Genomic DNA, 20115 nt, shown 5'->3' on the forward strand with positions numbered 1-20115 from the left:
GGGACTCCGTTACCGATCCGCCCATGTCCAGCGCGCGCGAGTTCGAGCAGGCCTACGCCGCCCACGTGAAGGGCGACCTCGCCCGCGCCGAGCGGGGCTATCGCGCCATCCGCCTGTCGATGCCGTTCGAGGCCAACCACAACCTGGGTGTGGTCTATGTGCGGATGGGGCGCCTGGCCGAGGCGGAACAGGCGTTCCGCGCCGCCCTGGCCGCCGCGCCGGAGGCGGCGCAGCCCGCCTACGCCCTGGGCTCCCTGCTGCTGGCGGAGGGGCGCTGGGCGGAAGGCTGGCCGCTCTACGAGGCCCGACGCGGCGTGCCGGGCCTGACCCGCGCCGCGCCGGACGTGGGCTTTCCGGAGTGGCGGGGAGAGGAACTGGCCGGCAAGCGCCTGCTGGTGCTGGGCGAGCAGGGGCTGGGCGACAACCTGATGCTGGCCCGGTTCCTGCCGCAGCTGACCGCGCGCGGGGTGGAGGTGGTCTACGCCTGTCCGCGGCCGCTCTGGCCGGTGATGCAGGACCTGCGCGTCGCGCTGACGGACGACGAGTCGGGCGTGACCGCCGACGCCTGGACGCTGATGTTCTCGCTGCCGCTGCGGCTCGGCGTCACCCCGGCGACCCTGCCGCCGCCCGCCGCCCTGAGCGCGCCGGCGCCGCGGACCGGAGGCGGCGTGGGCGTGGTCCCGGCCGGCAATCCCGACCACAAGAACGACGCCGAGCGCTCGCTGGGCCCGCGAGAGGCGGCCCGCCTGCTGAAGCTCGGCCAGGACCTGCGTCCGGAGGCCACCGGCGCACGGGATTTCGGCGACACCGCCGCCATCGTGGCGGGGCTCGACCTGGTGATCACCGTGGACACCTCCGTGGCCCACCTGGCCGGAAGCCTGGGCAAGCCGGTGTGGATCCTGCTGCCGGCGCGCGAGACCGACTGGCGCTGGCTGCGGGAGCGCCAGGACAGCCCCTGGTATCCGTCGGCGCGGCTGTTCCGGCAGCGGGTTCCCGGCGACTGGACCGCCGTCTTCCGCCGCCTGGAGACCGAGCTGAAGCGGCTCGCCCCTGCGCCCTAGCCCGTCTGCCGTCGGCGCGTCATCGGCGCCCTGCGCCGCCGCGGGGCCATGAGGCGCGCCAGCATCCGGGAAGCTGGAACCGCCAGCACGTAGGGCGTCCACAGCGGAAGCAGGCCGTAAGGGTGCCCCAGCGGAACACGGCGGCGCAGCTTGGCCGCTCGCCGCACCTCCTGGCGCGCTTCGCTGGCGCTCAGCGGCGCAGGGTGACGGCTGATGAGCGGGTCTCGTGGGAAGTCCGGCATCCGCCTCCCCTAAGCCAGGGCCGAGCCGGCGTTCAATCGCGGCCCACCCAAAATGGGTAGATGCTGCCGCTTGTCGCAGGCCCCGAAGGGGTGGTGCCGGATGCAGGGCTCGAACCCGCGACCTTCGGTTTACAAAACCGCTGCTCTACCAGCTGAGCTAATCCGGCGCGCCGGGGCGCCGGCTTCCCTTACCGGCAAGGGCGCGGGGCGGGCAAGCGTCGCACGGCGATCACGGGATGGTCGGGTCGACGGCGGCGCGGGCTGCCGGGCGGCCCTGGAGGCGGGCGCGCCAGGCTGCCAGCGCCGGTGTCGGCGGCCGGTCTATGGGCGTGAGCAGCCAGCGCTGAAGGGAGAGGCCGAGCGGAATGTCGGCCAGCGTGAACGCCTCGCCCGCGACGTAGGCGCCCGTTCGGGCGAGACGATCCTCCAGGAGCAGCATCCGCTGGTTCCAGGCTTCGGCGCTGCGGGCGATGGCGGCCGGGTCGGCCATGGCGGCCGGGACCTTGCGCACCAGCGCCAGGAAGGCGCCGCCCCAGGCGGGGTTCAGCTCGCTCGCCTGCCAGTCCATCCACATCTCCACCTCGGCGCGGGCGAAGGGCTCGGACGGGAGCAGGTCGGTGCGGCCGGCCTTGCCGACCAGATAGCGGCAGATGGTGTTGCTCTCCCAGAGCACGCGGTCGCCGTCGAGGATGACCGGCACCTGGCCGTTGGGGTTCAGCGCCAGGAACTCGGGCGTGCGCGGGCTTCGCTCGCCGGCCCACTCGGGCTCGTGCTCGAAGGCGAGGCCCAGCTCGGCGGCGGTCCAGAGGACCTTGCGGACGTTGATCGAGCTGGTGCGCCCGAGGATGCGCAGGCCGGACATCTCAGACGAGCCCCGGCAGGTCGAGGCCGTGCTCGCGGGCGCAGGCGACGGCGTCCTCGTAGCCGGCGTCGGCGTGGCGCATGACGCCGCTGGCCGGGTCGTTCCACAGCACACGCGAGAGGCGGGCGGCGGCCTCGGGCGTGCCGTCGCAGACGATCACCATGCCGGCGTGCTGGGAGAAGCCCATGCCGACTCCGCCGCCATGGTGCAGCGAGACCCAGGTGGCGCCGGAGGCGCAGTTGAGCAGGGCGTTCAGCAGCGGCCAGTCGGATACGGCGTCGGAGCCGTCGCGCATGGCCTCGGTCTCCCGGTTGGGCGAGGCGACGGAGCCGGAATCCAGGTGGTCGCGGCCGATGACGACCGGCGCGGAGAGTTCGCCCTTCGCGACCATCTCGTTGAAGGCCAGGCCCAGGCGGTGGCGGTCGCCCAGGCCCACCCAGCAGATCCGCGCCGGCAGGCCCTGGAACTGGATCCGCGCCCCGGCCATGTCGAGCCAGTTGTGCAGGTGGGCGTTGTCGGGGATCAGTTCCTTCACCTTGGCGTCGGTCCTGCGGATGTCCTCGGGATCGCCGGAAAGCGCGGCCCAGCGGAACGGGCCGATCCCGCGGCAGAACAGCGGGCGGATGTAAGCCGGCACGAAGCCCGGGAAGTCGAAGGCGTTCCCGACGCCGGCCTCCTTGGCCATCTGACGGATGTTGTTGCCGTAATCGAAGGTGGGCGCGCCCATCGCCTGGAAGGCCAGCATGGCGCGCACATGCTCGGCCATGGACGCCTTGGCGGCGGCCTCCACCCCTTTGGGATCCGCCAGGCGGCGCTCGACCCACTCGTCGAGCGTCCAGCCCTTGGGCAGGTAGCCGTTCACCGGATCGTGCGCCGAGGTCTGGTCGGTCACCGCGTCGGGCCGGACGCCGCGGCGGACCAGCTCCGGATAGACGTCGGCGGCGTTGCCCAGCAGGCCCACCGAGATCGCGCGGCCCTCCGCCTTCGCCTGGTCGAGCATGGCGAGCGCCTCGTCCAGGTCCCGGGCCTGGACGTCCAGGTAGCGGGTCTTCAGCCGCATCTCGATGCGCGACGGCTGGCATTCCACGGCCAGGCACGAGGCACCCGCCATGGTGGCCGCCAGCGGCTGGGCGCCGCCCATGCCGCCCAACCCCGCCGTCAGGATCCAGCGGCCGGAAAGGTCGCCGCCATAGTGCTGGCGGCCCATCTCGACGAAGGTCTCGTAGGTGCCCTGAACGATCCCCTGGCTGCCGATGTAGATCCAGCTGCCGGCGGTCATCTGGCCGTACATCATGAGCCCCTTGCGATCGAGCTCGTGGAAATGGTCCCAGGTGGCCCAGTGGGGCACCAGGTTGGAGTTGGCGATCAGCACCCGGGGGGCGTCGGCGTGGGTGCGGAACACGCCCACAGGCTTGCCCGACTGGACGAGCAGGGTCTGGTCGGCTTCCAGGCGCTTCAGGGCTTCCACGATGCGGTCGAAGCTGGCCCAGTCGCGGGCCGCCCGACCGATGCCGCCATAGACCACCAGGTTGCCGGGGTCCTCCGCCACCTCGGGATCCAGGTTGTTCATCAGCATGCGAAGGGGCGCTTCGGTGAGCCAGCTCCTGGCGTTGAGCTGGTCGCCGCGCGGCGCGCGCACGGTGCGGATGTTGGGGATCACGGTCATGGGCGGTCTCGCTGGCGTTCGGCGAAGGCGATGCAGGCCTGCAGCGCGCGGCGCAGCGCGGCGCGGGTGGGTTCGGCCCGATGCGGGTCGAGCGGGGTCGGCCAATTGTCGGGGGTCGGCGGGGCCGGCTCGGCCATGTAGCTGCGGCAGGCGAGCTCCATCTGGATGGCGTGCACGCCCGCTCCCGGCTGGCCGTAATGGCGCGTGGTGTAGCCGCCGCGGAAGCGGCCGTTGACCACCCGGGTCAGCCCGGGAACGTCGCAAGCCGCTGCGACGGCGGCTTCCAGGGCAGGGTCGCAGGTCGCGCCATTGTTCGTGCCGATGTTGAAGTTGGGCAGCTCGCCGTCGAACAGCCGCGGGATCACCGAGCGGATGGCGTGGGCGTCGTACAGCACCACGTGCGGATGGACGGACCGCAGCCGGTCGACCTGCGCCTGCAGGGCGGCGTGGTAGGGCGCGAACCAGGTCTCGCGCCGGCGGGCGATCTCGGCGTCGTCCGGGCCGCAGCCCTCGCGGTAGAGCGGCTCGCCGTCGAAGGTGGTGGTGGGGCAGAGTTCGGTGGTCGCCTGGCCTGGGTAGAGAGAGGCGCCGGAGGGATCGCGGTTGGCGTCGATCACCGTGCGCGAGATGCGGGTGCGCACGACGGTGGCGCCGAGCTCCAGCGCGAAGTCGTAGAGGGACTCGATCCACCAGTCGGCGTCGCGACGGGCGAGCCACGTCGAGACAAGGGTCGCCTCGATCTCCGGCGGGATCTCGGTCCCAGTGTGCGGCATGCCGACGACGAGCGGGGCCTCGCCCCGGGTGACCTCCAGCCAGGCGAGATCGGTCATGCGGCGCCCCCCGCGACAGCGGGCAGGGGGATGGCGCCCACCGCGTGCAGCAGGGTCTCGGAGCGCACCAGGGCAAGCGCCGCCTGCAGGTCGGGCTCCATGTGGCGGTCGTCGTCCAGGTGGGCCACGCGGCCGCGCACGGCGGCGCGGACGGACTCCAACGCGGGGCTGGAGCTCAGCGGGGCGTGGAAATCGCAGCCCTGGGCCGCCGCCAGCAGCTCGATGGCCAGCACGCCCGCGAGGTTCTCGGCCATGGGCGCGAGCCGGCGCGCCCCGTGGGCGGCCATGGAGACGTGGTCCTCCTGGTTGGCGGAGGTGGGGATGGAGTCGACGCTGGCCGGATAGGCCTTCTGCTTGTTCTCGCTGACCAGGGCGGCGGCGGTGACCTGCGGGATCATGAAACCGGAGTTGAGGCCGGGCTTCGGGGTCAGGAAGGCCGGCAGGCCGGACAGCGCCGGGTCCACCAGCATGGCGATGCGGCGCTCGGCCAAAGACCCGATCTCGCAGAGCGCGAGCGCGATCATGTCGGCGGCGAAGGCCACCGGCTCGGCGTGGAAGTTGCCGCCGGACAGGGCGACGTCCTCGCCGGCGAAGATCAGCGGGTTGTCGGAGACGCCGTTGGCCTCCCGCTCCAGGGTGGCCGCGGCCTGGCGGAGCACGTCGAGGGCCGCGCCCATGACCTGCGGCTGGCAGCGCAGGCAGTAGGGGTCCTGGACCCGCTCGTCCTCCTTCAGGTGCGAGGCGCGGATGGCGGACCCCGCCATGAGTTCGCGCAGGGCCTGGGCGACCTCGATCTGGCCCGGCTGGCGGCGCAGGCGGTGAATCCGGTCGTCGAAGGGCGTGTCGGAGCCCTTGGCCGCCTCGGTGGCCAAGGCCCCGGTCAGGAGGGCGGTCTGCAGCAGCCGCTCGGCCTCGAAGAGGCCGGCGAGCGCATAGGCCGTGGAGAACTGGGTGCCGTTGATCAGCGCCAGGCCCTCCTTGGGGCCGAGGGTCAGGGGCGTGAGGCCTGCGCCTGCGAGCGCCTCAGCTGCGGCCCGGCGCTGGCCGCCAACGAACACGTCCCCGACGCCGATCATGGCGCAGGCCATGTGGGCCAGGGGGGCGAGGTCCCCGGAGGCCCCGACGGAGCCCTGCGCCGGGACGACAGGGGTGATCCCCTGGGCGAGCATCGCCTCGATCAGGCTGACGGTCTGGGGCTGCACCCCCGAGGCGCCCTGGGCGAGGCTGGCGAGCTTGAGGGCCATCATCAGCCGGACCACCGGCACGGGCGTCGGCTCTCCCACGCCCGCGGCATGGGAGAGGATGATGTTGCGCTGCAGGGCGGCGAGGTCGGCGGCCTCGATGCGGATGCTGGCCAGTTTCCCGAAGCCGGTGTTGATCCCATAGACGGGCTCACCGCGAGCCAGGATCCGGCCGATCGCCTCGGCGGAGCGATGGACAGCGGCCATGGCGCCTTCCGCCAACACGGGCGTGGCGCCCCGCCAGATGGCGCGCCAGTCGGCGAGCGGCGTCTCACCCGGTTGCATCGTGATCGTCACTCGCCCCTCCACACACGTGCATGGAGCGGGTTGAAGCCCATGCGGTAGACCAGCTCGGCCGGCTGTTCGATGTCCCAAATCGCCAGATCGCAGCGCTTGCCGGCCTCCAGGGAGCCCACGTCATCGGCTCGTCCCAGGGCGTGCGCGGCGTTCAGGGTCATTCCCCGAAGACACTCCTCGACCGTCAGCCGGAACAGGGTGGCGGCCATGTTCATCGCCAGCAGCGGCGAGGTGAGGGGCGAGGTGCCGGGATTGCAGTCGGTGGCCAGGGCGATCCGCACGCCGTGCGCCCGCAGCAGGTCCACCGGCGGGCGGCGCGTCTCACGTGTGAAGTAGAAGGCGCCCGGCAGCAGGACGGCGGCGACGCCGGCCTGGGCCATCGCCCGGACGCCGGCCTCGTCGGCGTGCTCGAGGTGATCGGCGGAGAGCGCGCCGAACCGGGCGGCCAAGGCCGCGCCGCCGAGGTCCGACAGCTGGTCGGCGTGCAGCTTGACCCGCAGGCCGTGGGCGGCCGCGGCCTCGAAGACGCGCGCCACCTCGTCCGGCGTGAAGGCGATGCCCTCGCAGAAGGCGTCGACGGCGTCCGCGAGGCGCCCGTGCGCCGCGGCGGGGATCATCTCGTCGGTCACGGTCCGCAGATACCCGGCGCGGTTCTCCCGCTGCTCCGGAGGCAGGGCGTGGGCGCCGAGCAGGGTGGTCGTGACGCTCACGGGCCGGACGTCCGCGAGCGAACGGGCCGCGCGCAACAGCTTCAGCTCGTCGGTCGCCGAGAGGCCGTAGCCCGACTTGATCTCCACCGTCGTGACGCCCTCGGCGATCAGGGCGTCGAGCCGCGGCAGGGACTGGGCGACCAACTCGGCCTCGTCGGCGGCGCGGGTGGCCGTCATGGTGGACAGGATGCCGCCGCCGGCGCGGGCGATCTCCTCGTAGGACGCGCCCGCCAGCCGCAGCTCGAACTCATGGGCGCGGTCGCCGGCGAACACCAGGTGGGTATGGGGGTCGATCAGGCCCGGCGTGATCCAGCGGCCGTCCAGGTCGATGATCTCGGCGGCGTCCAGGGCGAACGGGGCCTCGGCCGCCGGACCGGCGTAGACGATCCGGCCGTCGCGGGCCGCGATCAGGCCATCGTCCACCACGCCCAGACCCGGCCGGTCGGGGGCCAGGGTGGCGAGGCGCGCCTTCCGCCAGATCCGGTCGCAGCGCATGCGGGCTCCTGATAATGTCTAGACATAACCGGCCTGGCGAACGAGTGTCCAGCGGCGCGGCGGAGGTTGATGCGATGGGTGCGGACGCAGGCCTGTGGTTCCAGGGCGCGCTGCTGGCGGACGGCCCGGCGGCGCGCGTGCGGCTGGAGCTGGCGGGCGGGCGGATCGCGGCGGTTTCCGCGGGCGTGGAGCCGCAGCCGGGCGACTGGCGGGGCGGGTTCGCGGTCCCGGGTCTGGCCAACCTGCACAGCCACGCCTTCCAGCGGGCCATGGCCGGCCTGACCGAGGTGCGGGGTCCGGCGGACGACAGCTTCTGGACCTGGCGCGAGCTGATGTACCGCTTCCTGGAGCGGCTCGACCCGGACGCCATGGAGGCGATCGCCGCGCTGGCCTTCGTGGAGATGCTGGAGTCCGGCTTCACCCGCGTGGGCGAGTTCCACTACCTGCACCACGACCCCAAAGGCGCGGCCTATGACGATCCGGCCGAGATGGCCGTGCGCATCGCGGCGGCGGCCGAGGCGGTCGGCGTCGGGCTGACCCTGCTGCCGGTGTTCTACGCCCACGGCGGTTTCGGCGGCGCGCCCGCCACGGCCGGGCAGCGCCGGTTCCTGAGTTCGGTGGAGAGCTATGGCGCGCTGCTGGAGGGCAGCCGCCGCGCGGTGACCGGCGTCGCCGACGCCGTGGTGGGCGTCGCCCCGCACAGCCTGCGGGCGGTGGCGCCGGACGAACTCGCGGCGGTGGCGGCGCTGGCCGCAGGCGGACCGGTGCACATCCACGCCGCCGAGCAGGTGAAGGAGGTGGAGGACTGCGTCGCCTGGTCCGGCGCGCGACCGGTGGAGTGGCTGCTCGACAACGCCGCTTTGGACGAGCGCTGGTGCCTGGTGCACGCCACGCACCTGACGGACCTGGAGACCGGCCGCCTGGCGCGGTCGGGCGCCGTCGCGGGCCTGTGCCCGGTGACCGAGGCGAACCTTGGGGACGGCGTGTTCCCGGCGCGGGCTTATCTGGAGGCGGGCGGCGCGTTCGGCCTGGGGACGGATTCCAACATCCTGATCGATCCGGCGGGCGAACTTCGGGCGCTGGAGTACGGTCAGCGCCTGACGCGGCGGGCGCGCAACGTGCTGGCCGCTGGGGCGGGCCGCTCCACCGGCTGCGACCTGCTGGCGGGCGCCGTGCGGGGCGGGGCGCGGGCGCTGGGCGTCGCCGAGGCGGGGCTGAAGGCTGGCGCACCCGCCGACATCGTGGCGCTGGACGCCGACCATCCGACCCTGGCCGGGCACGGGGCGGCCTCGGCGGTGGACGCTTGGATCTTCGCCGGCGGGCGCGAGCTGGTCACCGACGTGTGGCGGGCGGGCCGGCGCCTGGTCTCGGGCGGGCGCCACCACGGCCGGGAGGCGGTGGTGCGGCGCTATCGCGCCGTGCTGCAGGGCCTGCTGGCGTGAGCGGGGCCACGCTGCACCAGCAGATCCGCGGCGACATCGAAGCGCAGATCCTGTCCGGCGCCTGGCGGCCGGGCGATCGGGTGCCGTCCGAGCACGAGCTGATGGCGGCCTACGGCTGCTCGCGGATGACGGTGAACAAGGCGATTTCGTCGCTCGCCGCGGCGGGCCTGGTGGTCCGCCGCCGCCGTGCGGGGACGGTGGTCGCCCGGCCGCACCTGCGCTCGGTGGTGCTGGAGATCGCCGACATCCAGGCCGAGGTCACCGCGCGCGGCCTCGACTATGCCTGGCGCCTGCTCGATCGCGGGCTGCGGGGGTCGAAACGCGGCGACGCGGCCGAGGCGGAGCTGGCCGGCGGCGGGCGGCTTCTGGCGCTGGAGGGGCTGCACCTGGCAGGCGGCGAGCCATTCGCCCTGGAGCGGCGGCTGATCAGCCTCGCGGCTGCGCCGGAAGCGGCGGAGGCCGACTTCGGGGCGAACTCCCCGGGAGCCTGGCTGCTGGCCCATGTGCCCTGGACGGAGGCCGAGCACCGGATCACCGCGGTGAACGCCACGCCCGCGGAGGCCGGACTGCTGCGCCTGCCGCCCGGCGCCGCCTGCCTGGTGCTGGAGCGCCGGACCTGGCGCGGCGCGCAGCGGGTGACGGACGTGCGGCAGGCCTTCCCCGGCGAGGCCTACGACCTCGTGGCGCGGTTCGCGCCGACACGCCCCTAGCCCACCGTCGGCCGACGTGCTTGCCTGAGGCGGCCCGAGGGAGGACAGCCGATGGACTTCGCAGACTACCGCCGCCACGACGCGGTGGGCCTCGCCGAGCTGGTGGCCCGACGCGAGGTCAGCGCCGGGGAGCTGCTGGACGCAGCGGTGGCGCGCAGCGCTGAGGTCAATCCCAGGATCAACGCGGTCACGCTTGACCTGAGCGCGCGGGCGAGGGCCGAGCCGCCGGCTACGTCCGGGCCGCTGGCCGGCGTGCCCTTCCTCCTGAAGGATCTCGGCGCGGCCCTGGAGGGCACGGTCACCAGCGGCGGCTCGCGCCTGTTCGCCGACGACGTGGCGAGCGCCGACAGCGCCCTGGTGCGGCTGTACCGGCAGGCGGGGCTGTCCATCTTCGGCAAGACCAACACGCCGGAGTTCGGCCTGTGGCCGTTCACCGAGGGCGACTACCTTGGAGTCTGCCGCAATCCCTGGGACCTGTCGCGCACGCCGGGCGGCTCGTCGGGCGGCGCCGCCGCGGCGGTGGCGGCCGGGATCGCGCCGGCGGCGCATGCCAGCGACGGCGGCGGCTCGATCCGCACCCCGGCCGCCTGCTGCGGCCTGTTCGGCCTGAAGCCGTCGCGCGGCCGGGTGTCCTTCGCGCCCGCCGGCGAAGGATGGGCGGGGGCCTCGGTGCAGCACGCCGTGACCCGCTCGGTGCGCGACAGCGCCGTGCTGCTGGACATCGCCTGTGCGCCCCAGACGGGCGACCCGTACTTCCTGCCGCCGCCGGAGCGGCCGTTCGCGGAAGAGGCGAGGCGGGAGCCGGGGTCGCTGCGCATCGGCTTCACCACGGCGGCCCTGCAGTCGCGGGCGCTCGATCCGGAGTGCGCCGCCGCGGTGGTCGACGCCGCCCGGCTTCTGGAGAGCCTGGGCCACCAGGTGGAGGAGGTCGAGGTCCCGGGCGACTTCGCCGCCATGCAGGCGGCCGCCGGCCTGGTGATCGCCGCCAGCGTCGCCGCCACCCTCGACGCCGAGGCGGCCCGCCGGGACCGCCCGGTCGCGGAGGGGGAGGTGGAGCCGCTCACCTTCCATACCTACCGACGTGGCCAGGGGGTGACGGCGTCGGCCTATGTCCAGGCGCTGCAGACCCTGCACGCCTTCGGGCGGGCGTGCTCGGCGTTGTGGGAGCGCTACGACGTGCTGCTGCTCTCGACCCTGGGCAGCCCGCCGGTCCCGGTCGGCCACATCCTCGAGAACACGGACCAGATCGCCGAGCGGCTCTTCGCCTTCATGCCCAACACCCAGGCCTTCAACAACACGGGCCAGCCGGCGATGACCGCGCCCCTGGCCTGGAGCGCCTCGGGCCTGCCGATCGGCCTGCAGTTCGTGGGCCGGATGGGCGAGGAGGCGACGCTGTTCCGGCTGGCCGGCCAACTGGAGCAGGCGCGGCCCTGGTTCGACCGGGTTCCTGAGCTCTAGGCGGGCCGCCGGCGCTGGACCAGCCAGACGGCCAGCACGCCGGTGGCGACCGCGCCGATCAGCAGGGTGGAGACGGCGTTGATCTCGGGGTTCACCCCCAGCCGCACCTGGCTGTAGAGCCGCATGGGCAGGGTGGTGGCGCCAGGCCCCGACGTGAAGCTGGCGATCACCAGGTCGTCGAGGGAGAGCGTGAAGGCGAGCATCCACGCGGCCGCCACCGCCGGGGCGATGTTCGGCAAGGTGACCTTCAGGAAGGCCTCGACGGGTCCGCAGCCCAGGTCCTGGGCGGCCTCCTCGAGGCTGCGGTCGAAGCCCTGCAGCCGGGCCTGGATCACCACCGTGGCGTAGCAGAGGGTGACGGTGGCGTGGCTGAGGGTCACCGTCCAGAAGCCGCGCGGCAGGCCCAGGCCCACGAACAGCAGCAGCAGCGACAGGCCCAGGATCACCTCGGGCAGGACGAGCGGGGCGTAGATCATGCCGGCGAACGGCAGCCGGCCGCGGAAGCGCCCGCCGCGCACCAGGGCCACGGCGGCCAGGGTCCCGAGCGCGGTGGCCAGGGTGGCCGAGATCAGCCCCACCCTGAGCGTCACCCAGACGGCGTCCAGCATCTGCGCGTTGCGGAACAGGCTGGCGTACCAGCGGGTGGAGAAGCCGCCCCAGACGGTCACCAGCCGACTGGCGTTGAACGAGTAGAGCACCAGCAGGGCGATCGGCGCGTAGAGGAAGGCCAGGCCCAGGCCCACGGCGGCCACGTTGAAGGCGCTGGGCCGCCTCACCGGACCACCTTCGCCTGCTGGCGCTGGAAGACGAGGATCGGGATCACCAGGGTGGCCAGCAGCACGATGGCCACGGCCGAGGCGGCGGGCCAGTCGCGGTTGGCGAAGAACTCCGTCCAGATGGTGCGGCCGAGCATCAGGGTCCCGGAGCCGCCCAGCAGGTCGGGGATCACGAACTCGCCGACCATGGGGATGAAGCAGAGCAGGGCGCCGGCGGCGACGCCGGGCAGCGACAGCGGGAAGGTCACCCGCCAGAAGGCGCCGGCCCGGCTGGCGCCGAGGTCCTGCGCCGCCTCTACGAGGCTGTCGTCCTGCTTCTCGAGCACCGCGTAGAGCGGCAGCACCATGAAGGGCAGGTAGGCGTAGACGAGGCCGACGATCACCGCCGCCTCGGTGTTCAGGAGGTTGAGGGCGGGCAGCCCCAGGGCGCCCAGGGCGGCGTTCAGCAGGCCCGCCGGCTTGAGGATGGCGATCCAGGCGTAGATGCGGATCAGGAAGCTGGTCCAGAACGGCAGGATCACCGCCATCACCAGGATCGACCGGGCCCTCGGGGGAAAGCGGCTCATGCCGTAGGCCATGGGATAGCCCACCAGCAGCAGGAGCGCCGTGGCGACGGCCGCCAGCCGCAGGCTGGAGGCGTAGGCGTCGAGGTAGAGCCGGTCGCGCCAGAGCCGGGCGTAGGTCTCGGGGTCGAGGGCCGCTGCGAAGGCGCGCAGGCCGTCCACGCCGTCCGTCCAGCGGAGGCGCGGCGCATAGGGCGGGATGGCGAGCGCCGTGTCGGACAGCGATAGCTTCGCCACCAGCAGGAACGGAAAGGCGAAGAACACCCCCAGCCAGAGGTAGGGCACGAGGGCGGCCAGCCCGGCGCGGGGGCGCCTCACGCGGTCAGCACCACGGCGGCGTCGGGGGCGAAGGTCAGCCAGACCTCGTCGCCCCAGCCCAGCGGCCGTTCGGCCATGCGGGTGGCGTTGGCCCGCGCCGCGCGGACCGTACGGCCGGGGGCGACCTCCACCACGTAGGTGGTCCAGTCGCCCAGGTAGCCGATGTCGACCACCTTGCCGGCCAGGCGGTTCCGGCCGGGGGCGGGCGGTTCGGCGTGCAGGACCATCTTCTCCGGCCGCACCGCGAGGCAGACCGCCAAGCCGTGCGCCAGGCCCTGGTCGGTCGCCGCGGCAAGCCCCCCCGGCGCGTCCGGGCAGGCGACGTACGCGGCCCCGTCGGCCTGCGCCTCCAGTCGCCCCTCGAACAGGTTCACCTCGCCGATGAAGCCGGCCACATAGCGGCTGGCGGGCGCTTCATAGATCTCGGCGGGGCGGCCGACCTGGACGATCCGCCCCTCGCGCATCACGGCGATCCGGTCGGCGACGACCATCGCCTCCTCCTGGTCGTGGGTGACGATCATGAAGGTCATGGCCAGGTCGTGCTGCAGCCGCATCAGCTCGAACTGGGTTTCGTCGCGCAGCTTCTTGTCGAGCGCGGCCAGGGGTTCATCGAGCAGGAGGATGCGGGGACGGGGGGCGATGGCCCGGGCGAGCGCCACCCGCTGCCGCTGGCCCCCCGACAGCTGGTCCGGCTTGCGGCCGCCCAGGCCCTCCAGCTTCACGAGCGCCAGCATCTCGTCGACGCGGGCGGCGATCTCACGGCGGGGCAGGCGCTGCTGCTTCAAGCCGAAGGCGATGTTCTGGGCCGCCGTCAGGTGCGGGAAGAGGGCGTAGGACTGGAACATCATGCTGGTCGGCCGCGCGTGCGGCGGCAGGCCGGCGATGTCGCGCGCCTCCAGCAGGATCCGGCCTTCGTCCGGCTGCTCGAAGCCCGCCAGCAGGCGCATCAGGGTGGTCTTGCCGCAGCCGGAGGGGCCGAGCAGGGCGAAGAACTCCCGCTCGTAGATCTCCAGGCTGACGCCGTCGACGGCCGCCACCTGGCCGAACCGCCGGGCGACGCCCTCGAAGCGCACCAGCGGCCGCGCCCCGGGATCGTCCCAGGGCGCGAAGGTCGAGCGGACGGCGCCGATGACCGGCCGGCCGCTCACCGCCCGGTCAGCACCCGGGTCCACTGGCGGTTCACCTCGCGCAGCAGGGCCTGGTCCTTGGTGGTGGTGACGAACAGCCGCTGGGCGATGGCCGGCGGCGGGTAGACGCCCGGATCATCGCGCACCTCGGCGTCGAGCAGCGGCGTCGCCTTGGCGTTGGCGTTGGCGTAGTGGGTGTAGTTGGACGCCCTGGCGATGATGTCGGGCCGCAGCATGAAGTCCAGGAAGCGGTAGGCGGCGGCGGGGTTCGGCGCGTCCGCGGGGATGGCGAAGACGTCGAACCAGACCTGCGTCCCTTCCTTGGGGATGGCGTAGGCCACCTTGACGCCGTTCTTGGCCTCCTCGGCGCGGTCGGCCGCCTGGAGCACGTCGCCGGAGTAGCCGATGGCCACGCAGATATCGCCGTTGGCGAGGGCGTCGATGTACTCCGAGGAGTGGAACTTGCGCACATAGGGCCGCACCTTGAGCAGCAGGTCGGTGGCGGCGGCGTAGTCGGCCGGGTTCGTGGAGTTGGGGTCCTTGCCCAGGTAGTGGAGGGCGACGGCGTACATGTCCTCCGAAGCGTCGAGGAAGTAGACGCCGCAGTCCTTCAGCTTGGCGAGGTTGGCCGGGTCGAGGACGGCGGCCCAGCTGTCCATGGCGACGCCGCGCCGCGCCACCGCGTCGGCGTTGTATCCGAGGCCGATGGTGCCCTGCATGTAGGGGACGGTGTGGGCCTGGCCCGGATCGAAGGGCTGCATGTGGCGCAGCGTCTCGGGCGAGAGGTTGGCGAGGCCGGGGAGGCGGGACTTGTCCAGCTTCTGGACGGCGCCGGCCTGCACGTAGCGCGGGACGTTGTGGTTCGAGGGGACCACCAGGTCGTAGCCGGTGTTCCCCTGCAGCACCTTGGTCTCGAGCACCTCGTTGGAATCGAAGGTGTCGTAGCGGACCTTGATCCCGGTCTCGCGGGTGAACTCGGCCAGCAGCTCGGGGTCGATGTAGTCGGACCAGTTGTAGATCCGCAGCTCGCCCGCGCCCTGGGCGCCCGCCTTGTCACCGCCGCCCTGGCCACAGGCGGCCAGCGCCAGCGCCGCGGCCGCGGCGCCCAGCGCCCTCATCCATCCACGCATCCGAGGTCCCCCTAGCCCGGCGGAAGGTTATAGGGCGCTCTGCTTGGCCCTCAATCCCGCAATGCGCCGGAGAGCCCCGCCATGAGCCCTGCTGTGACCCTGGTCGCGCCCGTGCTGCTTCTGGTGGCGTCGAACGTGTTCATGACGTTCGCCTGGTACGGGCACCTGAAGGTCGACAAGGGACCCCTGTGGGTCATCGTCCTGGCGAGCTGGGGCATCGCCTTCTTCGAGTACTGGCTGGCGGTCCCGGCCAACCGCATCGGGCGGCTGGCCTACGAGCCGGCCGAGCTGAAGGCGATGCAGGAGGTGATCACGCTTGCGGTGTTCGCCGTCTTCTCGGTCACCTTCCTGGGGGAGCGCCTGACGCTGAACCACGGCGTGGGCTTCGCCTTCATCGCGCTGGGCGCCTGGTTCGTGTTCAAGGGGCCGTTCTGACGCGTGCCCGTCAGCCGCCGGCGTTGTGCGCGGCGGCCGCGCGGATCAGCGCCTGGAAGGCGGCCGCATCCAGGGTTTCGCCCTCACGCACGTCGATGGCCCGGCGGGTGTTGCCCTGCAGGCTGGCATTGAACAGGCCCGTCGGGTCGGGCAGGGCGGCGCCCTTGGCGAAGGTCAGCTTGACGGCGGCCTTGTAGGTCTCGCCCGTGCAGATGATCCCCTCGCAGGCCCAGACCGGGCCGCCCCACTTCCACTCCTCGACGATGGGCGGCCCGGCGGCGCGGATCAGGTCGCGGAGCCGCCTGAGGGTCTCGCCGCGCCAGTCGCCGAGCTCCTGAATCTTCTCGTCGATCCGCTGCGACGGGGTCTCGCCTTCGCGCAGGCCGCTCATCGGCATCTGGCCACTCCGGGTTGCGCCATAGGCCGGTGAGCTTAGCCGCTGGACTGCGGTGCGTCAGCCCGGCCGGCGCCGGCCGCACGCGCGCCTTGCCAAGCCGGCGCGGGCAGGCCATCTGGCGCGGCCTGTAAGCCGCGCGCCTGCGGCCTAGATCCTGCGAAGAGCCATGTCCCGCATCCTGATCACGTCCGCGCTGCCCTACATCAACGGGATCAAGCACCTGGGGACGCTGGCGGGCTCGATGCTGCCGGCCGACGTCTACGCCCGCTTCCAGCGCGCCCGGGGCCGCGAGACGCTCTACATCTGCGCCACCGACGAGCACGGCACGCCCACCGAGCTGGCCGCCGCCGAGCTCGGCCAGGATCCGGCCACCTTCTGCGCCGAGCAGCACCGCATCCAGCACGACCTTGGCCGCCGGTTCGGCCTGTCCTGGGACCACTTCGGCCGCTCTTCGTCTCCGCAGAACCACCGGCTGACCCAGCGCTTCGCCCAGACCCTCTGGGAGGCGGGCTTCATCGAGGAGCGGGTCACCCAGCAGGTCTATTCCAACGCCGACAAGCGCTTCCTGCCCGACCGCTATGTGATCGGCACTTGCCCGCACTGCGGTTACCAGGCGGCGCGCGGCGACCAGTGCGAGAACTGCACCCGCGTGCTGGACCCTGCCGACCTCCTGAAGCCGCGCTCGGCCGTGTCGGGCTCGGAGGACATCGAGATCCGCGGCTCCAAGCACCTGTTCCTGCGCCAGAGCCTGTTCGCGCCCAAGCTGCGCGCCTGGATCGAGGGCAAGCGCTCGAGCTGGCCGCTGCTGGTGACCTCCATCGCGCTGAAGTGGCTGGACGAGGGCCTGCAGGACCGCGGCATCACCCGCGACCTGGAGTGGGGCGTGCCGGTGAACGCCATGGACTGGGGGCCCAACCCCGAAGGCCAGCTGCCGGACGCGGCGGGGCTCGCCGGCAAGGTGTTCTACGTCTGGTTCGACGCGCCGATCGAGTACATCGGGGCCACCTGGGAGTGGGCCGCGTCCCGCGCCAAGGAACAGGGCCGCGAAGTGGACGACGCCGAGTGGGAGCGCTGGTGGCGGCTGCCGGCCGCGCAGGACGTCACCTATGTGGAGTTCATGGGCAAGGACAACGTGCCCTTCCACACCGTGGGCTTCCCCTGCACCCTGTTCGGGGTCAACGAGCGGCTCGAGGCGGACGGGACCTTCCGGCCCGCCGAGAACGCCCCCTGGAAGCTGGTCGACCAGCTGAAGGGCTTCAACTGGCTGGACTACTACGGCGGCAAGTTCTCCACGTCGCAGAAGCGCGGCGTGTTCATGGACCACGCCTTGGAGCTGCTGCCCGCCGACTACTGGCGCTGGTGGGTGACCGCCAACACCCCGGAAACCTCGGACTCGACCTTCACCTGGGAGCAGTTCCGCGACCAGGTGAACGCCGACCTGGCCGACGTGCTGGGGAACTTCGTCAACCGCATCTGCAAGTTCACCGAGAGCCGCTTCGAGGGCGTGGTCCCGGAGGGCGGTGAGCCCGGACCGCTGGAGGCGAGGCTCGAGGACGAGGTGCTCAGCAAGCTGCGCGAGCTGACGGGCTTCATGGAGGACCGCGAGTTCCGCAAGTCGGCCACGGCGCTGCGCCAGCTGTGGGTGCTGGGCAACCAGTACCTGACAGAGGCCGCGCCCTGGACGGCCATCAAGACCGACCGCGACCGGGCCGCCGTGGCGGTGCGCTACGGGCTGAACCTGGTGGCGCTGTTCGCCAAGGTGTCGGAGCCGTTCATCCCCTTCGCCGCGGAGAAGATCGCCCTTGGGGTGGGCGAGAGCTTCCCCGGCCGCTGGCCGAGCTTGGACGGGGACGGGCTGTTGCGCGCCCTGGAGCCCGGCCGGAAGATCACGGCCCCTGAGGTGCTGTTCCGAAAGATCGAGGACGCCCAGGTCGCCGAATGGCGCGAGCGCTTCGGCGGGCCGGAGGCGGCCTAGGGCCCGTCCGCCCGGAAACCCGGTTCCATCACACCGCTCCTCCCGGCGAAAGCCGGGACCCAAGCTGAGGCCGGCGCGCTTCGCGCAGAACCAGGGACGCACACAGACCCACACAGATGATGGGGGCTCCGGCCCGTCGGGCTTCGAGGGCTGGCCGCGCCCGGCGAATGGCGACGCCGGGAGCGGAGTGGCGACCCCATGGCCGCTCGCGCCGCCCGTCTGTGTGGGTCTGCGGTTTCCCTTGGCAGCTTGGGTCCCGGCTTTCGCCGGGATGAGTGGAAGGGATCAGTGCGCGCGGTGCCTGGCTTCCTCGGCGGGGCCGATGTCCATGAAGTCGGGGACGGCGGCGTTGTAGGCCGGGGTCCTGCCGAGGTCGACGACCACGGTGCGGTGGCCCTCCCACATCATGTGCAGGGCCACATAGAGCACGATCAGCAGGCCGACGTAGCCGATCCAGCGGTACTTGTGCAGCAGCTTGGCGATCCAGGTCGCCGCGACGCCCATCAGCGCAATCGACAGCAGCAGGCCGAACACCAGGATGCCCGGGTGCTCGCGCGCCGCGCCGGCCACAGCCAGCACGTTGTCCAGCGACATGGAGACGTCGGCGATCAGGATCTGCAGGAAGGCGTCCTTGAACGTCTTCGGCGCACGCTTGGCCACGGCCGCCTGGGGCTCGGTGGTCGGGTCCGCATCCAGCACCGCCTCGGCGGCGGCCTCTTCGGGCTCGGCCTGGTGGTGCAGCTCGCGCCACATTTTCCAGCAGACCCAGAGCAGCAGCAGGCCGCCGGCGAACAGCAGCCCAACGATGCCGAGCAATTGGGTGGTGATCAGCGCAAAGCCGATCCGCATCACCACCGCCGCGATCAGGCCGTAGAGAATGGCCTTCTTGCGCTGCTCCTGCGGCAGGCCGCCGGCGGCCAGCCCCACGGCGACGGCGTTGTCGCCTGCGAGCACGAGGTCGATCATCAAGACCTGGAGGAGGGCGGACAGGGCGCCGGGGCTGAACAGCTCTTCGAACATTCGGCCTCAATGCGTCAGCGCGCGCCGCGCTGCAACCGTTCAGGTGCGGGGTCTTGACGCCTCGTAGAGCGCCACGGCCGCTGCGGCCGACACGTTCAGGCTCTCGAACCCGCCGGGCATGGGAATTCGCGCGAGCACCTCGCAATGCTCCGACACCAGCCGGCGCAGGCCCTCGCCCTCGGATCCAAGCACCAGGACAGTGGGCGTCCCATCGAGCGCGTCGTGCAGGTCGGTGTCGGTGTGGCCCGTGAGGCCGACCGCGCGCCATCCGAGATCGGACAGTTCCTCCAGGGCCCGCGAAAGGTTGACGACGCGGGCGACAGGCACGCGCTCGACCGCGCCGGCGGCCGCCTTGGCAAGCGCCCCCGTGAAACGGGGCGCGTGGCGGTCCTGCAGGATGACGCCGACCGCGCCGAAGGCTGCGGCCGAGCGCAGGATCGCCCCGACGTTCTGCGGGTCGGTCACCTGGTCCAGCATGAGGAGCACGGCGCCGGGCGTGGCCTGGAAGTCCGCCAGGTCCGCGGGCTCCGGCGGCGGGCTGCGCAGCGCCACGCCCTGGTGCACGGCGCCTTGCGGCAGGTTCTGGGCGATCAGCTGGTTGTCGGCGGTCTCGAGCGCCGCGAGGCGGCCGAATCGCTGCTCGATCTGGCGCGCGCGCTCGGTGGTGGCGAGCAGCCTGAGCGGCTCGCCGCGGGCCGGGTTGGCCAGCGCCGCCTCCACCGCGTGCCAGCCCCAGATCCAGTCGTCGGAGGCCGCTTCGGAACGCCGATGGAAGCGCTGCTGGGGCGGCCGTTTTTTCCCTTTGCGGGCGTCGTTGCGTTCGGGATGCGAGGCCACTATAAGACGCCCTCCAAATCGGGACCCCCGGCGGAAAGCCGCCGTCGAGCACCGTGCGTCCGCGCTCTTAAGCGCCTCGCAGGCTCTCGCGGAAGGCTTTTGTTGAGGCGACCGAAGTGGCTCCGAGCGCGCTGGGGGAATGTCCCGAGTGGCAAAGGGGGCGGACTGTAAATCCGCTGCTGTAATGGCTTCGTAGGTTCGAGTCCTACTTCCCCCACCACGCGCCGGACCAGACGAGGAGAGTTTGGGCGACCCCGCTCAGTCCTTGGCGGGTATAGCACAATGGTAGTGCAGCAGCCTTCCAAGCTGAGGATGCGGGTTCGATTCCCGCTACCCGCTCCAAAGTTTCCATTCCAGTTGAACAACGCCCGGCAGGATCCTGATGGCCAAAGAGAAATTCGAACGTAATAAGCCGCACTGCAACATCGGCACGATCGGCCACGTCGACCACGGCAAGACGACGCTGACGGCGGCGATCACGATGACGCTGGCGAAGTCGGGCGGCGCGACGGCGAAGAAGTAC

At 72.3% G+C, this 20115-nt stretch carries 19 protein-coding genes and 3 tRNA genes; 9 read left to right on the forward strand and 13 right to left on the reverse strand.

Annotation, left to right across the window (positions count from 1 at the left end; all coding sequences use genetic code 11):
• Positions 1–23: 23 nt before the first annotated feature.
• The gene (locus VIL67_RS00620; RefSeq protein ID WP_332046906.1) at positions 24–1061 is read left to right on the forward strand and encodes a hypothetical protein; all 1038 of its coding nucleotides are present in this window, start codon (positions 24–26) and stop codon (positions 1059–1061) included.
• Positions 1062–1394: 333 nt separating this feature from the next.
• On the opposite strand, the gene VIL67_RS00625 is transcribed toward VIL67_RS00620, so the two are convergent.
• From VIL67_RS00625 to hutI, 6 genes are all read right to left on the reverse strand, one after another.
• A tRNA-Thr gene (locus tag VIL67_RS00625) sits at positions 1395–1470 on the reverse strand.
• Between the two features lie 62 nt (positions 1471–1532).
• Positions 1533–2165: a glutathione S-transferase family protein gene (locus VIL67_RS00630; RefSeq protein WP_332046907.1), complete on the reverse strand. Its 633-nt coding sequence runs from the start codon at positions 2163–2165 to the stop codon at positions 1533–1535.
• Between the two features lies 1 nt (position 2166).
• Entirely contained in the window at positions 2167–3831 is a 1665-nt protein-coding gene (gene hutU / locus VIL67_RS00635) for a urocanate hydratase (protein ID WP_332046908.1), read from the reverse strand.
• Positions 3828–4661: an N-formylglutamate deformylase gene (gene hutG, locus VIL67_RS00640; RefSeq protein WP_332046909.1), complete on the reverse strand. Its 834-nt coding sequence runs from the start codon at positions 4659–4661 to the stop codon at positions 3828–3830. The genes hutU and hutG overlap by 4 nt, the downstream gene beginning before the upstream one ends.
• Positions 4658–6187 (reverse strand): histidine ammonia-lyase, encoded by a 1530-nt coding sequence (hutH, locus tag VIL67_RS00645; RefSeq protein ID WP_414696150.1) that lies wholly within the window; start codon positions 6185–6187, stop codon positions 4658–4660. Before hutH ends, hutG begins: the two co-directional genes overlap by 4 nt.
• Before the next feature lie 8 nt (positions 6188–6195).
• The gene (hutI, locus tag VIL67_RS00650) at positions 6196–7404 is read right to left on the reverse strand and encodes an imidazolonepropionase (protein ID WP_332046911.1); all 1209 of its coding nucleotides are present in this window, start codon (positions 7402–7404) and stop codon (positions 6196–6198) included.
• A 74-nt stretch (positions 7405–7478) separates the two neighbouring features.
• On the opposite strand from hutI, the gene VIL67_RS00655 reads away from it, so the two are divergent.
• From VIL67_RS00655 to VIL67_RS00665, 3 genes are read left to right on the forward strand one after another with little or no spacing between them, the layout of a single operon-like run.
• Positions 7479–8846, forward strand: a complete 1368-nt coding sequence (locus VIL67_RS00655; RefSeq protein ID WP_332046912.1) for a formimidoylglutamate deiminase — start codon at positions 7479–7481, stop codon at positions 8844–8846.
• Complete coding sequence (gene hutC / locus VIL67_RS00660) at positions 8843–9556, forward strand: histidine utilization repressor (protein ID WP_332046913.1); 714 nt, start codon at positions 8843–8845, stop codon at positions 9554–9556. The genes VIL67_RS00655 and hutC overlap by 4 nt, the downstream gene beginning before the upstream one ends.
• 51 nt (positions 9557–9607) lie before the next feature.
• The gene (locus VIL67_RS00665) at positions 9608–11014 is read left to right on the forward strand and encodes an amidase (RefSeq protein WP_332046914.1); all 1407 of its coding nucleotides are present in this window, start codon (positions 9608–9610) and stop codon (positions 11012–11014) included.
• Here the strand turns inward: VIL67_RS00665 and VIL67_RS00670 are convergent.
• From VIL67_RS00670 to VIL67_RS00685, 4 genes are read right to left on the reverse strand one after another with little or no spacing between them, the layout of a single operon-like run.
• The gene (locus tag VIL67_RS00670; RefSeq protein WP_332046915.1) at positions 11011–11790 is read right to left on the reverse strand and encodes an ABC transporter permease; all 780 of its coding nucleotides are present in this window, start codon (positions 11788–11790) and stop codon (positions 11011–11013) included. The two genes, VIL67_RS00665 and VIL67_RS00670, sit on opposite strands and share 4 nt — an antisense overlap.
• A complete protein-coding gene (locus VIL67_RS00675; RefSeq protein ID WP_332046916.1) occupies positions 11787–12671 on the reverse strand; it encodes an ABC transporter permease in 885 nt (294 codons plus the stop codon). The genes VIL67_RS00670 and VIL67_RS00675 overlap by 4 nt, the downstream gene beginning before the upstream one ends.
• On the reverse strand, positions 12668–13843 hold the full coding sequence (locus VIL67_RS00680) for an ABC transporter ATP-binding protein (protein WP_414696147.1): 1176 nt from the start codon (positions 13841–13843) through the stop codon (positions 12668–12670). Before VIL67_RS00680 ends, VIL67_RS00675 begins: the two co-directional genes overlap by 4 nt.
• Positions 13816–14928 carry a polyamine ABC transporter substrate-binding protein gene (locus tag VIL67_RS00685; protein WP_332046917.1) on the reverse strand — a complete coding sequence of 371 codons (1113 nt, stop codon included), beginning with the start codon at positions 14926–14928 and terminating at the stop codon, positions 13816–13818. Before VIL67_RS00685 ends, VIL67_RS00680 begins: the two co-directional genes overlap by 28 nt.
• An 81-nt stretch (positions 14929–15009) precedes the next feature.
• On the opposite strand from VIL67_RS00685, the gene VIL67_RS00690 reads away from it, so the two are divergent.
• Entirely contained in the window at positions 15010–15363 is a 354-nt protein-coding gene (locus VIL67_RS00690; RefSeq protein WP_332046918.1) for a DMT family protein, read from the forward strand.
• 10 nt (positions 15364–15373) lie between these two features.
• On the opposite strand, the gene VIL67_RS00695 is transcribed toward VIL67_RS00690, so the two are convergent.
• Positions 15374–15760 carry a DUF1801 domain-containing protein gene (locus VIL67_RS00695; RefSeq protein WP_332046919.1) on the reverse strand — a complete coding sequence of 129 codons (387 nt, stop codon included), beginning with the start codon at positions 15758–15760 and terminating at the stop codon, positions 15374–15376.
• A gap of 166 nt (positions 15761–15926) precedes the next feature.
• On the opposite strand from VIL67_RS00695, the gene metG reads away from it, so the two are divergent.
• The gene (gene metG, locus VIL67_RS00700; RefSeq protein WP_332046920.1) at positions 15927–17735 is read left to right on the forward strand and encodes a methionine--tRNA ligase; all 1809 of its coding nucleotides are present in this window, start codon (positions 15927–15929) and stop codon (positions 17733–17735) included.
• A gap of 285 nt (positions 17736–18020) precedes the next feature.
• Here metG and VIL67_RS00705 read toward each other — a convergent pair whose 3' ends face one another.
• Entirely contained in the window at positions 18021–18755 is a 735-nt protein-coding gene (locus VIL67_RS00705; RefSeq protein ID WP_332046921.1) for a TerC family protein, read from the reverse strand.
• Between the two features lie 39 nt (positions 18756–18794).
• On the reverse strand, positions 18795–19592 hold the full coding sequence (gene rlmB / locus VIL67_RS00710; RefSeq protein WP_332046922.1) for a 23S rRNA (guanosine(2251)-2'-O)-methyltransferase RlmB: 798 nt from the start codon (positions 19590–19592) through the stop codon (positions 18795–18797).
• 133 nt (positions 19593–19725) lie between these two features.
• Between rlmB and VIL67_RS00715 the strand changes: the two genes are divergently transcribed.
• From VIL67_RS00715 to VIL67_RS00725, 3 genes are all read left to right on the forward strand, one after another.
• Positions 19726–19812: transfer RNA gene (locus tag VIL67_RS00715), tRNA-Tyr, on the forward strand.
• 48 nt (positions 19813–19860) lie between these two features.
• Positions 19861–19934 (forward strand) — tRNA-Gly (locus VIL67_RS00720).
• 40 nt (positions 19935–19974) lie between these two features.
• On the forward strand, positions 19975–20115 hold a 141-nt coding region (locus VIL67_RS00725; protein WP_296514694.1), incomplete at its 3' end, for a GTP-binding protein.

It is taken from the genome of Phenylobacterium sp. (genome assembly GCF_036563385.1).
Lineage (GTDB): Bacteria > Pseudomonadota > Alphaproteobacteria > Caulobacterales > Caulobacteraceae > Phenylobacterium.